The 12,810-nt window shown below is 71.6% G+C and carries 13 protein-coding genes and 1 rRNA gene; 11 read left to right on the top strand and 3 right to left on the bottom strand.

All coding sequences use genetic code 11. From position 1 onward, the window contains the following. The first annotated feature begins 179 nt into the window (after window positions 1-179). Window positions 180-296, top strand: a 5S ribosomal RNA gene (rrf, locus tag ACFV7R_RS10485). 136 nt (window positions 297-432) lie between these two features. Here rrf and ACFV7R_RS10480 read toward each other — a convergent pair. Then, the gene (locus ACFV7R_RS10480) at window positions 433-1,416 is read right to left on the bottom strand and encodes a hypothetical protein (protein WP_385262167.1); all 984 of its coding nucleotides are present in this window, start codon (window positions 1,414-1,416) and stop codon (window positions 433-435) included. A 60-nt stretch (window positions 1,417-1,476) separates the two neighbouring features. Between ACFV7R_RS10480 and ACFV7R_RS10475 the strand changes: the two genes are divergently transcribed. Beyond that, window positions 1,477-2,214 carry a hypothetical protein gene (locus ACFV7R_RS10475; RefSeq protein WP_385262162.1) on the top strand — a complete coding sequence of 246 codons (738 nt, stop codon included), beginning with the start codon at window positions 1,477-1,479 and terminating at the stop codon, window positions 2,212-2,214. Window positions 2,215-2,268: 54 nt separating this feature from the next. Here the strand turns inward: ACFV7R_RS10475 and ACFV7R_RS10470 are convergent, their stop codons facing one another. Then, a complete protein-coding gene (locus ACFV7R_RS10470) occupies window positions 2,269-3,561 on the bottom strand; it encodes a DUF1015 domain-containing protein (RefSeq protein ID WP_385262129.1) in 1,293 nt (430 codons plus the stop codon). Window positions 3,562-3,634: 73 nt separating this feature from the next. Between ACFV7R_RS10470 and ACFV7R_RS10465 the strand changes: the two genes are divergently transcribed. The 4 genes from ACFV7R_RS10465 (at window position 3,635) to ACFV7R_RS10450 (ending at window position 7,688) form a co-directional block, all read left to right on the top strand. Continuing rightward, a complete protein-coding gene (locus ACFV7R_RS10465) occupies window positions 3,635-4,663 on the top strand; it encodes an HAD hydrolase-like protein (RefSeq protein WP_385262127.1) in 1,029 nt (342 codons plus the stop codon). Between the two features lie 72 nt (window positions 4,664-4,735). Next, on the top strand, window positions 4,736-5,779 hold the full coding sequence (locus ACFV7R_RS10460; protein WP_385262125.1) for a FecCD family ABC transporter permease: 1,044 nt from the start codon (window positions 4,736-4,738) through the stop codon (window positions 5,777-5,779). Beyond that, window positions 5,776-6,822: a FecCD family ABC transporter permease gene (locus ACFV7R_RS10455; RefSeq protein ID WP_385262123.1), complete on the top strand. Its 1,047-nt coding sequence runs from the start codon at window positions 5,776-5,778 to the stop codon at window positions 6,820-6,822. The genes ACFV7R_RS10460 and ACFV7R_RS10455 overlap by 4 nt, the downstream gene beginning before the upstream one ends. Beyond that, complete coding sequence (locus tag ACFV7R_RS10450) at window positions 6,819-7,688, top strand: ABC transporter ATP-binding protein (protein WP_385262120.1); 870 nt, start codon at window positions 6,819-6,821, stop codon at window positions 7,686-7,688. The genes ACFV7R_RS10455 and ACFV7R_RS10450 overlap by 4 nt, the downstream gene beginning before the upstream one ends. On the opposite strand, the gene ACFV7R_RS10445 is transcribed toward ACFV7R_RS10450, so the two are convergent. Beyond that, window positions 7,672-8,019: an SCP2 sterol-binding domain-containing protein gene (locus ACFV7R_RS10445; RefSeq protein ID WP_385262117.1), complete on the bottom strand. Its 348-nt coding sequence runs from the start codon at window positions 8,017-8,019 to the stop codon at window positions 7,672-7,674. The two genes, ACFV7R_RS10450 and ACFV7R_RS10445, sit on opposite strands and share 17 nt — an antisense overlap. A gap of 42 nt (window positions 8,020-8,061) precedes the next feature. On the opposite strand from ACFV7R_RS10445, the gene ACFV7R_RS10440 reads away from it, so the two are divergent. The 5 genes from ACFV7R_RS10440 (at window position 8,062) to ACFV7R_RS10420 (ending at window position 12,698) form a co-directional block, all read left to right on the top strand. Beyond that, complete coding sequence (locus ACFV7R_RS10440) at window positions 8,062-8,346, top strand: hypothetical protein (RefSeq protein ID WP_385262115.1); 285 nt, start codon at window positions 8,062-8,064, stop codon at window positions 8,344-8,346. Between the two features lie 7 nt (window positions 8,347-8,353). Beyond that, complete coding sequence (locus ACFV7R_RS10435) at window positions 8,354-9,169, top strand: TlyA family RNA methyltransferase (RefSeq protein ID WP_385262113.1); 816 nt, start codon at window positions 8,354-8,356, stop codon at window positions 9,167-9,169. Further along, window positions 9,166-10,071 (top strand): NAD kinase, encoded by a 906-nt coding sequence (locus ACFV7R_RS10430; RefSeq protein WP_385262110.1) that lies wholly within the window; start codon window positions 9,166-9,168, stop codon window positions 10,069-10,071. The genes ACFV7R_RS10435 and ACFV7R_RS10430 overlap by 4 nt, the downstream gene beginning before the upstream one ends. 165 nt (window positions 10,072-10,236) lie before the next feature. Beyond that, window positions 10,237-11,955 (top strand): DNA repair protein RecN, encoded by a 1,719-nt coding sequence (gene recN / locus ACFV7R_RS10425; protein WP_385262159.1) that lies wholly within the window; start codon window positions 10,237-10,239, stop codon window positions 11,953-11,955. Window positions 11,956-11,957: 2 nt separating this feature from the next. Continuing rightward, on the top strand, window positions 11,958-12,698 hold the full coding sequence (locus ACFV7R_RS10420; RefSeq protein ID WP_385262108.1) for a hypothetical protein: 741 nt from the start codon (window positions 11,958-11,960) through the stop codon (window positions 12,696-12,698). Window positions 12,699-12,810: the final 112 nt, after the last annotated feature.

Raw genomic sequence — 12,810 nt, 5'->3', positions numbered from 1 at the left:
GGTTGATAGGCCGGATATGGAAGCCCCGCGAGGGGTGGAGTTGACCGGTACTAATAGGCCGAGGGCTTGTCCTCAGTTGCTCGCGTCCACTGTGTCAGTTCTGAGGCAACGAACAGTTGCCGGCTTTGAGTCGAACAGACAATTGAAGAGTGTGCTTGTTCGCTCGAAACCAATAGGGTTTCGGTGGTCATAGCGTGAGGGAAACGCCCGGTTACATTCCGAACCCGGAAGCTAAGCCTTACAGCGCCGATGGTACTGCAGGGGGGACCCTGTGGGAGAGTAGGACACCGCCGAACAATCTTTGAAGGACCCCTGGTCACCAGCGTTCAGCTGGGACCAGGGGTCCTTTTGTTTTTCCAGAGCGCGCGGCGTACGCGGCTGCGCGAGAATGACTTGCGGTACCGAAGACAGGAGTCACCGATGTCCACCAACTCACCCGAGGACCGACCGGAGCGCGACCAGCGGCGACGGGATGGTGGGGATCGCGGCGACCGAGGCGGCTACCGCGGCGATCGTGGTGACCGTGGTGACCGTGGCGGTTTCCGGCGGGACAACGACCGTGGCGGGTACGGCCGGCGCGACGATCGGCGTGGTGATGACCGTGGTGGGCGTGGTGGCTTCCGCCGCGACGACCGGCGCGATGACCGCCGCGACGACCGGCGCGACGACCGGCGCGATGACCGCCGCGACGACCGCCGTGACAGTGACCGTGGCGGATACGGCCGGCGCGACAGTGACCGTGGATCGCGTCCGTCCTTCCAGCGCGGTGACCGTGACCGTGGGCCGCGTCGGGACGACCGTGGCAGCCGTCCCGGTGGCTTCCGTCGGGACGACCGCGGTGACCGCCCGGCTTTCCGCCGGGAGGACGACCGTGGTGACCGTCCTTCCTTCCGTCGGGACGATGACCGTGGCGGGTACGGCCGGCGCGACGATCGGCGTGGTGATGACCGTGGTGATCGTGGTGGCTTCCGCCGCGATGACCGCCGTGATGTCCGTCGGGACGACCGCCGTGACGACCGCCGTGATGTCCGTCGGGACGACCGCCGCGACGACAGGCGCGATGTCCGTCGGGACAGTGACCGCGGTGGATACGGGCGGCGCGATGACCGCCGTGACGACCGCCGTGACGACCGGCGAGATGAACGCCGTGACGACCGGCGAGATGACCGCCGTGACGACCGCGAGCGTGGTTTCCGGCGGGATGAGCGAGGGGACCGAGGTGAGCGTGGTGGGTTCCGGCGGGACGATCGTCGGGGCGAGGGCCGTGGGGAGCGTGGTGGCTACGGGCGCCGCGACGACAGCCGGGGTGAGCGCGGCGGGTACCGGGGTCGGGACGACCGTGGTGGGCGTGGTGCGCCGCGTAGGGACGACCGTGGTGGCCGTCCCGGTGGCTTCCGTGGCCGCGACGACCGGCACGGTGGCGGTGGCGGCCGGTTCCGTGAGGAGCGGGAACGTGACCGTGAGCCGATCAAGCGGCTGCCGATCCCCGAGGACGTGACCGGCGACGAGATCGACCAGGACGTACGGCAGGAGCTGCAGAGCCTGCCGAAGACGCTCGCGGACGATGTCGCCAAGAACCTGGTGATGGTTGCCCGGCTCATCGACGAGGACCCCGAGGGGGCGTACGGCTACTCGAAGGTCGCCCTGCGGCTGGCCTCGCGCGTGGCGGCCGTTCGGGAAGCAGCCGGGTTCGCGGCGTACGCGAACCAGAAGTACGGGGAGGCGCTGGCCGAGTTCCGTGCGGCACGGCGTATGACCGGCAACGTCGATCTGTGGCCCGTCATGGCCGACTGCGAGCGGGGCCTGGGACGGCCGGAGAAGGCGCTCGACATGGCCGGTGCGCCCGAGGTGCACAAGCTCGACAAGGCCGGGCAGGTGGAGATGCGGCTGGTCGCGGCCGGTGCCCGGCGTGACATGGGGCAGCTCGACGCGGCCATCGTGACGCTGCAGAGCCCCGAGCTGGCCTCCAGCTCCGTACAGCCGTGGACCGCGCGGCTGCGGTACGCCTACGCCGACGCACTGCTCGCGGCCGGGCGGGAGCGCGAGGCGCGGGAGTGGTTCGCGAAGGCCGTCGAGGCGGACCGGGACGGCAGCACGGATGCCTCGGACCGGCTTGCCGAGCTGGACGGCGTGGAGTTCGTCGACGCTCTTGACGAGAGTGAGAGCGAGCTGAGTGACGAGACCGGTGAAGGCCGGGACGACGACAAGCACTGACGTGCCCGAGTGAAGGGGGCGGGATCCGGACATGGGTCCCGCCCCCTTCGTATGTCAGATGTCCAGTGCGCGCAGCACCAGCCCGGACGCCGGTTTCGGGCCGAACGACGTCGACTTGCGGGGCATCGTGACGCCTTGGCGGGCGAGGTCTCGTACGACTTCCTCGCGGACGGGGTGCATCAGTACGGCCGTTCCGCCGTCGCGTTCCGCCTTGGTGACCGTGGCGGACGCGTCGTGGATGTAGGCGATGTGCGCGGGGGAGTCCTCGGGGATGTGCCAGACGTGGGCCAGGAGCGTGGCGTGCAGGACCGTGGCGTCGAGGGTGCGCCATGCGGTGGGGCGGTCGGTGGGGACCGTACGGGAGAGCAGGTCCGGGTCCGGGCGGTCCACCAGGTGGAAGGCGCCGTCGCCGGCCAGGAGGAAGGCGTTGCCGGCGGACGCCGCGTCGCCGAGCGCGGCAAGCGCCTCGGTCAGCGGTGCGTCGAGGCGTCGTACGCGGAACCGGCCGTCGAGGGCGGCGAGGGCGTCGGCCACCGGCAGTCCGTGCAGGAGGCGGTGGATGGCGCGGACACGCAGGGGGTAGCGGGCGGTGTCGACCAGCAGGACCAGGCCGTAGTCCCAGGGACTGGGGGACGGGTGCTCGGCGCGCAGCAGGCAGTAGGTGGCCCAGCGGTGGTGGCCGTCGGCGATCAGGGCCTGGTGGTGGGCGAGGTCGGACTGGATCCGGGCCACGTCGCCGGGGTCCGTGACGGACCAGAGGCGGTGGCTGAAGCCGTCCTCCGTGGTCGTGGCGAGCAGAGGGGGCTTCTCGGCTGCGCGTTCCACGACTTCGGTCGTGGCGGCCGTCGGGCCGTTGCCTCGGTAGGTCAGGAGGAGGGGTTCGAGGTTCGCGGAGGTGGCGCGCATCAGGGCCGCTCGGTCGGCGACGATGTGCGGCATGACGTCCTCGTGCGGCAGGACCACGCCCTCCGTCGGATCCGAGACCCGCAGGGCGCCGATGAGTCCGCGCTGGAGCATGCCGTTGCCGTCGTGCTGTTCGTAGACGTAGAGGCCGGGCTCCGGGTCGGGGGCGAGGACTCCGTCGGTGAGCCAGCTGTGCAGGGTGTCCGCGGCCTGTGCGTTGCGGGCGGTGGGGGTGGCGGCCTCGGGGAGGATCAGGCGGACGATGTTGTGCGGGTCGGCCGACTGCAGATGGTGCAGGCCGTCCGGGCGTACGACGACGTCGTACGGAGGGGATGTCACGGCGGCCAGGCTGCCGACCCGGTCGGGGTCGTAGCGGAGCCCTCGGAACGGGGTGAGTTCCAGGCCTCGGCGCGTCGTTGCTTCCGGGTGACCTGCTGTGTTCATCTCGGCATCGTACGTGTGTCGGTGGCATGGGGGATGATCGGGGGAAAGACGCCGAACCGAGGAGAGATGCGGAATGAGCCAGGGGGTCAGGACCAGGCCCGAGGGCTGTGGACAGGCGCTCAGCGAGGCGTACGACACGGCGCTGCTCGACCTGGACGGAGTGGTGTACGCGGGCGGGAACGCGATCGTGCACGCGGTCGACTCGCTCGGTGCGGCCCGGGCGGGCGGGATGCATCTCGCGTACGTCACCAACAACGCGCTGCGGACCCCGGACACCGTGGCCGCGCATCTGACCGCGCTGGGCATACCCACGACGGCCTCGGACGTGATCACTTCGGCGCAGGCGGTGGCGCGGCTGATCGCCGAGCAGGTGCCGTCGGGAGCCCGGGTGCTGGTGATCGGCGGCGAAGGGCTGCGAGTGGCGCTGCGGGAGCGCGGGCTCGTTCCCGTCGAGTCGGCGGACGACGATCCGGCGGCGGTCGTGCAGGGGTTCGGCGGGCCGGAGTTGCCCTGGGGGCGCTTCAACGAGGCGTGCTACGCCATCGCGGCGGGTGTGCCGTGGTTCGCGTCGAACACCGACCTGACGATTCCGAGCGCACGCGGGATCGCGCCGGGCAACGGCGCTGCCGTGGAGGTGGTGCGGATCGCGACCGGCGCCGAGCCGCAGATCGCGGGCAAGCCGCTGCCGCCGATGCACCGGGAGACGATCCTGCGCACGGGGGCGAAGCGGCCGCTGGTGGTGGGGGACCGGCTGGACACGGACATCGAGGGCGCGTTCAACGGCGAGGTCGACTCGCTGCTGGTGCTGACCGGCGTGACCGACGGGCCGCAGCTGCTCGCCGCGCCGCCGCAGCACCGGCCGACGTATGTCGACGCCGATCTGCGAGGGCTGCTCACCGGGCAGCCGGAGATCGCCGAGGCAGGCGACGGATTCCGGTGCGGAGGCTGGACGGCGACGGCAGGCGCGGAGCAACTCGAACTCGACGGTGACGGCGAGCCCGTGGACGGGCTGCGCGCCCTGTGCGCGGCGGCCTGGACGGCGGCCGGTGAGGGGGTGTGCGAGCTGGACGGGGGGAAGGCGCTGGCGCGGCTGGGGTTGTGAGACGGGCTCGGCGGTCGCGGGCGGCAGACTCTGGATCTTGATCCGATCGGAGGGTAGGCTAACCTAACCTCCGTGTTGGTTGAAAGTCCTCCCGAACAGCGCGCGGACGTCACCCCTGCGCCTCCAACCCGCCGGGTGATACGTGCCTTTGGGCTGCTCGTGGCCGCGGCGATCATGGTGCTCGTCGCGCTGGCGAGCATCGCGGTCGGCGCGAAGGGGCTGTCCCTGGAGCAGGTCTGGCACGGCCTGTTCGAGAACTCGGGGACGTACGGCGACGTCGTGGTCGACGAACGGATGTCCCGGACGGTCCTCGGACTCCTCGCCGGCGCGGCGCTGGGCCTGTCCGGGGCGGTGTTGCAGGCGCTCACCCGCAACCCGCTGGCCGATCCCGGACTGCTCGGCATCAACGCCGGCGCGTCGGCGGCGGTCGTCACCGCCCTCACCTACTTCGGCGTGACGAGCCTGAGCGGCTATGTGTGGTTCGCGTTCCTCGGCGCGGCCGCGGTCGGGGCGCTCGTGTGGTTCCTGGGCGGCAGCCGGGGGGCCACGCCGGTCCGGCTCGCGCTGGCCGGCACCGCGATCAGTGCCGCGCTCTACGGCTATCTCCAGGCCGTGATGATCATGGATGAGGCCGCGCTGGGCAAGATGCGCTTCTGGACGGTCGGTTCGCTGACCTCGGCGACCGACGAGACCATCACACAGGTGCTGCCCTTCTTCCTGGTCGGCTCGCTCCTCGCGCTCGCTCTCGCCCGGCCGCTGAACGCCATGGCCATGGGCGACGACACCGCCAAGGCGCTCGGCGCCAACCTGAACCGGACCCGGGCGCTGTCGATGCTCGCCGCCACCGTGCTGTGCGGGGCCGCGACCGCCGCCTGCGGGCCGATCGTGTTCGTCGGACTGATGGTTCCGCATGTCGTGCGGTCCTTCACCGGGCCGGACCTGCGCTGGATCCTGCCGTATGCGGCGATTCTGTCGCCCGTGCTGCTGCTCGGCGCGGATGTGCTCGGCCGGATCGTCGCCCGGCCCGCGGAGCTCCAGGTCGGCATCGTCACCGCGATCCTCGGCGGCCCGGTCTTCATCTTTCTCGTACGACGGCGGAGGACGGCCCAGCTGTGAAGACCAACCGTGCCAACCGTGCCGTGCGCACGCCGGGCGGGCTGTCCGTGCGCCTGGACCTCCGGACCCTCACCGTCGTCCTCCTGCTGCTGCTCGCCGCGCTCGCCGCGAGCGTCGTGCTGATCGGCACCGGCGACTTCCCGATCCCGGCCGGCGACGTGCTGAAGACCCTGGTCGGGAACGGCGATGCCGGTCAGGAGTTCATCGTCAACGAGCTGCGGCTGCCGCGGGTCCTGGTCGCGCTGCTGGTCGGCGCCTCGCTGGGCCTCGGCGGTGCGCTGTTCCAGTCGATCTCCCGCAATCCGCTGGGCAGCCCCGACGTGCTCGGCCTCGGTCAGGGGGCGACGGCCGGTGCGCTCGTCATGATCGTGCTGTTCTCCGGGAGCGCGAACGCCGTCACCCTCGGCGCGCTCGTGGGCGGTCTGGGGACCGGGCTCGCCATCTACGTGCTGGCCTGGAAGCAGGGCGTGCACGGCTATCGGCTGGTCCTGGTCGGTATCGGTGTGTCGGCCATCGTCACGGCCGTCAACGGCTATCTGCTGACCAAGGCCGACATCGTCGACGCGGCCCGCGCGGTGGTCTGGATGACCGGGTCGCTCAGTGGCCGGGACTGGGAGCAGGTCTGGCCGCTGCTCGCGCTGTGCGCCGTCCTCGTGCCGCTCGTGATGGCCAATGCGCGCGGGCTGCGGATGCTGGAAATGGGCGACGACGTCTCGTACGCCCTCGGGGTGCGCGTCGAGCGCGTACGGCTGCTGCTGATGGTGGCCGCCGCCCTGCTCACCGCCGCGGCCACCGCCGCCGCCGGCCCCGTCAGCTTCGTCGCGCTCACCGCGCCGCAGCTCGCCCGCCGCCTGACCCGCTCGCCCGGCCCGAACCTGCTGCCGTCCCTGTGCATGGGCGCCGCCCTGCTGGTCACCGCCGACTGGATCTCGCAGCGCGTCTTCGGCGCCGACCAGCTGCCCGTGGGCGTGGTCACCGGCGTGCTCGGCGGTGTCTACCTGCTGTGGCTGCTGGTCACCGAGCGCAGGGCGGGCCGGATATGAGCAGGAGCAGCAGCACCGAGCTGAACAACACAAGGAGCACCGTGAACCGCCTGACCGCCGAGAGCGTCACCCTCGCCTACGACCAGCGGGTCATCGCCGAACAGTTGTCGGTGGAGATCCCCGACAACTCCTTCACCGTGATCGTCGGTCCGAACGCCTGTGGTAAGTCGACGCTGCTGCGTGCGCTCTCGCGGATGCTCAAGCCCAGTCAGGGCCGGGTGCTGCTGGACGGGCAGGTCATTCAGTCGATGCCCGCGAAGAAGGTGGCCCGGACCCTCGGCCTGCTGCCCCAGTCGTCGATCGCGCCGGACGGGATCACGGTCGCCGACCTCGTGGGCCGCGGCCGCTATCCGCACCAGGGGCTCCTGCGCCAGTGGTCGACAGAGGACGAGCGGGTCGTGCAGGAGTCCATGGCGCAGACCGGGGTCGCGGAGCTCGCGGATCGTTATGTCGACGAGTTGTCGGGTGGTCAGCGCCAGCGTGTCTGGATCGCGATGGCGCTCGCCCAGCAGACGCCGTTGCTGCTGCTCGACGAGCCGACGACATACCTGGACATCCAGCACCAGATAGATGTCCTCGACCTGTGCGCCGAGCTGCATGAGGAGCAGGGCCGCACCCTGGTGGCCGTCCTGCACGACCTCAACCACGCCGCCCGGTATGCCACGCACCTCATCGCGCTGCGCGGCGGCGAGGTGATCGCCGAGGGTGCGCCGAACGACATCGTCACCGCCGAGCTGGTGGAGGAGGTCTTCGGGCTGCGCTGCCAGGTCATCGACGACCCGGAGACCGGGACCCCGCTCGTGGTGCCGGCGGCGCGCAAGGCCCGGGCGAAAGCCCCGGCCGTGGCGGCTACAGAAGCTTCCTGAGGCGGAACAGGTCGAACAGGCTCGCCTCCAGCTTCACCCGGCCCGAGCCCCAGGCCTTCGCGAAGTGCAGCTCGCCGTCCACGAGCGCCACCAGGTCGTCGCCGGCCAGGGTGAGCCGGATCTGCGCCTTCTCGCGCGCCTGTCCCCGGAGCGTGTCGTGCACCTTGATCCGGCCGTCCTCGAGGCGGCCGACGAAGGTGATGTCCAGGTCGGTGATGCGGCAGCTCACCGAGCGGTCCAGGGCCGCGGCCGCACGGACGTCGCCCTCGGCGTCCTGCATGTTGTCCGAGAGCTTCTCCAGTGCGGCGCGGCACTCCTCGATCGTGGCCATAGCGATCGACGGTACCCCAGCGCTTCGAGGTAGCGTCGGGGCATGAACGACTCGGTTCCGCAGACGGAGATCCCTCAGGAGGCGGCGCCGGCGCAGCCCGAGTACGACCCCGCCGCCCCCGCCCCGCTCGAGGTGCCCCGCACCCCCACCGGCAACCCCGAGGTCGACGCACAGCTGGAGCGGCTGGCCGACGCCGACCACCTCGCCACCGACGGACACCTCGAGGTGTACGAGGATGTACACCGGGGGCTGCGCGACGCGCTCACCGCGCTCGACGCCCGCCCGGGACCTCCGGCGCCCCCGTCGACGTATGGGACTAGGAGCTGAACCGAACGTGGCAGGAGTCGCACGTCGCCGTCTGGATGCGGAGCTGGTCCGCCGCAAGCTTGCGCGCTCGCGTGAGCATGCCGGCCAGCTGATCGCCGCCGGGCGGGTCACCGTCGGCAGGACCGTCGCGACCAAGCCGGCCACGCAGGTGGAGACCGCGGCGGCCATCGTCGTCGCGGCCGACGACAACGACCCCGACTACGTGTCGCGGGGCGGCCACAAGCTCGCCGGCGCGCTGGAGGTGTTCGTCCCGCAGGGGCTCGTCGTCGAGGGGCGGCGGGCGCTGGACGCCGGTGCGTCCACCGGAGGCTTCACCGACGTGCTGTTGCGGGCGGGGGCCGCGCATGTCGTCGCCGTCGACGTCGGATACGGGCAACTCGCCTGGAGTCTGCAGAGCGATGAACGCGTCACGGTCAAGGACCGTACGAACGTACGCGAGTTGACGCTTGAGGCGATCGATGGGGAACCTGTGGATCTTGTGGTGGGGGATCTGTCCTTCATCCCCTTGGGACTGGTCCTGCCCGCACTGGTGCGATGCGTGCGGCCGGACGCCGATCTGGTGATGATGGTGAAGCCGCAGTTCGAGGTGGGCAAGGAGCGGCTGGGCAGCGGGGGAGTGGTACGGAGTCCGCAGTTGCGGGCCGAGGCCGTGCGCGGGGTGGCCGAGCGGGCCGGGGAGCTGGGGCTCGGGGTGAAGGGTGTGACGGCCAGTCCGTTGCCCGGGCCCTCGGGGAATGTCGAGTACTTTCTGTGGCTGCGGGCCGGGGCTCCCCGACTGGACCCGGCCGACGTTGACCGTGCAGTGGCGGAGGGGCCGCGTTGACACCGAACCGAGCTCGTACTGTTTTCCTGCTGGCCCACACCGGGCGACCCGCAGCGATCCGCAGCGCCGAGCTGGTGGTCAAGGGGCTGCTGCGGTCGGGGATCGGCGTCCGGGTGCTGGAGGCGGAGGCACAGGATCTGCCCCTGCCGGACGAGGTGGAACTCGTCAGGGAGGCGACCCCCCAGTGCCTCGACGGGTGCGAGCTGCTCATCGTGCTCGGCGGTGACGGGACGCTGCTGCGGGGCGCGGAGTTCGCCCGGGCCTCCGGGGTGCCGATGCTGGGCGTCAACCTCGGGCGGGTGGGGTTCCTCGCCGAGGCCGAGCGGGACGATCTCGACAAGGTTGTCGACCGGGTGGTGACGCGGGCGTACGAGGTCGAGGAGCGGATGACCGTCGACGTCGTCGTGCTCAGCAACGGGGACATCGTGCACACCGACTGGGCGCTGAACGAGGCGGCCGTGCAGAAGGCGGGCGCCGAGAAGCTGCTCGAGGTCGTGCTCGAGATCGACGGGCGGCCGGTGACGGGGTTCGGGTGTGACGGGATCGTTCTCTCGACGCCCACCGGGTCGACCGCGTATGCGTTCTCCGCGGGGGGGCCTGTGGTGTGGCCCGAGGTGGAGGCGTTGTTGATGGTGCCGATCAGTGCTCATGCGCTGTTCGCGAAGCCGTTGGTGACGTCGCCGGATTCCGTGCTGGCGGTGGAGGTGCTGCCGCACATTCCGCCGGGGGTTTTGTGGTGTGACGGGCGGCGGACTGTGGAGTTGCCTCCCCGGGCGCGGGTCGAGGTGCGGCGGGGGTCTGTGCCGGTGCGGCTGGCTCGGCTGCATCATGCGTCGTTCACCGATCGGCTGGTGGCGAAGTTCGCGTTGCCGGTTTCCGGGTGGCGGGGGGCGCCGCATTAGCGGTTCGCCGCGGGGGGTTGGGTGCGTGGACGGCTGCGGGTTCGCTGTGGTTGATCGCGCAGTTCCCCGCGCCCCTGGGGGACGTGCACTCAGGTGAGTGACATGGGGGACCGGCGTCGCGCTTCAGGGGCTGAACCTCGTAAGGTCGTGTCCGTGTTGGAGGAGATGCGGATACGGTCACTCGGAGTCATCGACGATGCCGTCGTCGAGCTGTCGCCGGGGTTCACCGCGGTCACCGGTGAGACGGGTGCGGGCAAGACCATGGTCGTCACCAGCCTGGGGCTGTTGCTGGGCGGGCGTGCGGATCCGGCGCTCGTGCGGATCGGGGCCGGGAAGGCGGTCGTGGAGGGGCGGATCACTGTGCCCGAGGACGCCTCGGTCGCCGTACGGGCCGAGGAGGCGGGGGCCGAGCTCGACGACGGGGCCTTGCTGATCAGCCGTACCGTTTCCGCCGAGGGGCGGTCGCGGGCGCATCTGGGCGGTCGGGCGGTGCCCGTGGGGGTGCTGGCCGAGCTGGCCGACGAGCTGGTCGCCGTGCACGGGCAGACCGATCAGCAGGGGCTGCTGAAGCTGTCCCGGCAGCGGCAGGCACTGGACCGGTACGCCGGGGACGCGGTCGCCGTGCCGCTCACCAAGTACACGGAGGCCTACCGGCGGCTGCGGGTCGTCTCCGCCGAGCTGGAGGACATCACCACACGCGCGCGTGAGCGGGCCCAGGAAGCCGACCTGCTGCGGTACGGGCTCGACGAGATCGCCGCCGTGGAACCGCGGGCCGGTGAGGACGTGGAGCTGGCCGAGGAGGCCGAGCGGCTCGGGCACGCGGAGGCGCTGGCATCGGCCGCGACCGCCGCGCATGCCGCGCTCGCGGGCAACCCGGAGGACCCCGAGGGCGTCGACGCCTCGACCCTCGTGGCGGGCGCGCACCGGGCCCTGGAGGCCGTACGGTCCCACGATCCGGCGCTGGCCTCGCTGGCCGACCGGATCGGGGAGGTCGGGATCCTGCTGGGCGACGTGGCGGGGGAGTTGGCGGGATACGCCGACGATCTCGACGCCGATCCGCTGCGGCTGGCCGCGGTCGAGGAGCGGCGGGCCGCGCTGACCGCGCTGACCCGGAAGTATGGCGAGGACATCAACGCCGTACTCGCTTATGCCGAGCAGGGCGCCGTGCGGCTCACCGAGCTCGACAGCGATGACGAGCGGATCGGGGAGCTGACCGCCGAACGGGACGCGCTGCGGACCGAACTGGGCGGGCTGGCGCAGGCGTTGACGGATGCGCGCACCGTGGCGGCGGAGCGGTTCGCCGCCGCAGTGACCGCCGAACTGGCCTCGCTGGCCATGCCGCACGCGCGTGTGTCGTTCTCGATCCGGCAGACCGAGGACCCGGAGGGCGTCGAGGTCGGCGGACGTGCGGTGGCGTACGGACCGGCCGGTGTCGACGAGGTGGAGCTGCTGCTCGCGCCCCACCCGGGCGCGCCGCCCCGGCCCATCGCCAAGGGTGCGTCTGGCGGTGAGCTGTCCCGCGTGATGCTGGCCGTGGAGGTCGTGTTCGCGGGGACGGACCCCGTGCCGACGTATCTCTTCGACGAGGTGGACGCCGGCGTGGGCGGCAAGGCCGCGGTCGAGATCGGGCGGCGGCTGGCGCGGCTGGCGAAGACCGCGCAGGTCGTCGTGGTGACGCATCTGCCCCAGGTGGCCGCCTTCGCCGACCGGCAGTTGCTGGTCGAGAAGACGAACGACGGGTCGGTGACCCGGTCCGGCGTCAAGGTTCTGGAGGGCGAGGAGCGGATCCGGGAGCTGTCGCGGATGCTGGCCGGGCAGGAGGACTCGCAGACGGCCCGGGCACATGCGGAGGAGCTGCTGGAGTCGGCCCGGGCGGACGTGTGACGGTGTCGAGGTCCACCTCCCTCGCCGTCACGGCCGCCCTCACCCGCGCCGGACTCGCCGCCCTGCGGGCCACCTCTCCCGGTGGGCGGGAGCGGTGGGAGCGGAAGAACTACGCCGGGAGGACCGTGGAGTTGTACGCCGGACCCGCGGCCGCTCTCGCGGCGGCGGCCGGCGTCGGGCGAGTGAGTCCGCTCGCGGGGGCCGCCCTGGTGGCCGTCGGCGCCTGCGGGGCGTATGACGACGTCGCCGGGGATCACCGGCGTGGCTTCCGGGCGCATCTGACGGCGCTGCGGGACGGTGAGGTCACCAGCGGTGCCGTCAAGCTGTTCGGGATCTCCGCGGCCGGGCTGCTCGCGGGCGCGGCGCTCAAGGAGCGGCCACTGGACAAGGTGCTGGCCGGCGTCGTGATCGCCGGTGCCGCGCACTTCGTCAACCTCGTGGACGTACGGCCCGGGAGGGCTGCCGGAGCGGTCCTCGCGCTCGCGGCGCCGGGGCTGCTGCGAAAGGGGCCGGGCGCGGACATGGCCGCCGCCGTGTCGGGGGCGGCTGCCGCGGTGCTGCCCGATGACCTGAGGGAGCGCGCGATGATCGGTGACACCGGCGCGCATGTGCTGGGAGCCGCCCTCGGAGCTGCTGTCGTCGCCGGCAACAGGCGAATCGGGCTGGCCGTCCACGCTGCGGCGGTCGTGGCCGCGGCGGTCTGCGGCGATCGGGTCAGCGAGCTGGCGAGGTCACTCGTGTGAGTGACTCGGATCGCCGGGTTGTCTGCGGCCGAGGCGGTCGACGGGCCGTTGACGGCCGTATGTCCTGGCATGCTTGGGCGGGTACGCGAGGAAGCCGAGCGGTACACCCCTT

Origin of the sequence: Streptomyces sp. NPDC059866 (assembly GCF_042731325.1) — a bacterium.
GTDB lineage: Bacteria > Actinomycetota > Actinomycetes > Streptomycetales > Streptomycetaceae > Streptomyces > Streptomyces flavusporus.
Note: the sequence above shows the minus strand (reverse complement) of the source record. Positions and strands in the feature narration are given on the sequence as shown.

What these genes read in the sequence shown, in the direction of transcription:
- ACFV7R_RS10440 (WP_385262115.1), top strand. Translation starts at nt 8,062, where the DNA reads ATGAACGACTCGGTTCCGCAGACGGAGATCCCTCAGGAGGCGGCGCCG.
- recN (WP_385262159.1), top strand. Translation starts at nt 10,237, where the DNA reads ATGCGGATACGGTCACTCGGAGTCATCGACGATGCCGTCGTCGAGCTG.
- ACFV7R_RS10445 (WP_385262117.1), bottom strand. Translation starts at nt 8,019, where the DNA reads ATGGCCACGATCGAGGAGTGCCGCGCCGCACTGGAGAAGCTCTCGGAC.
- ACFV7R_RS10450 (WP_385262120.1), top strand. Translation starts at nt 6,819, where the DNA reads ATGAGCAGGAGCAGCAGCACCGAGCTGAACAACACAAGGAGCACCGTG.
- ACFV7R_RS10465 (WP_385262127.1), top strand. Translation starts at nt 3,635, where the DNA reads ATGAGCCAGGGGGTCAGGACCAGGCCCGAGGGCTGTGGACAGGCGCTC.
- ACFV7R_RS10470 (WP_385262129.1), bottom strand. Translation starts at nt 3,561, where the DNA reads ATGAACACAGCAGGTCACCCGGAAGCAACGACGCGCCGAGGCCTGGAA.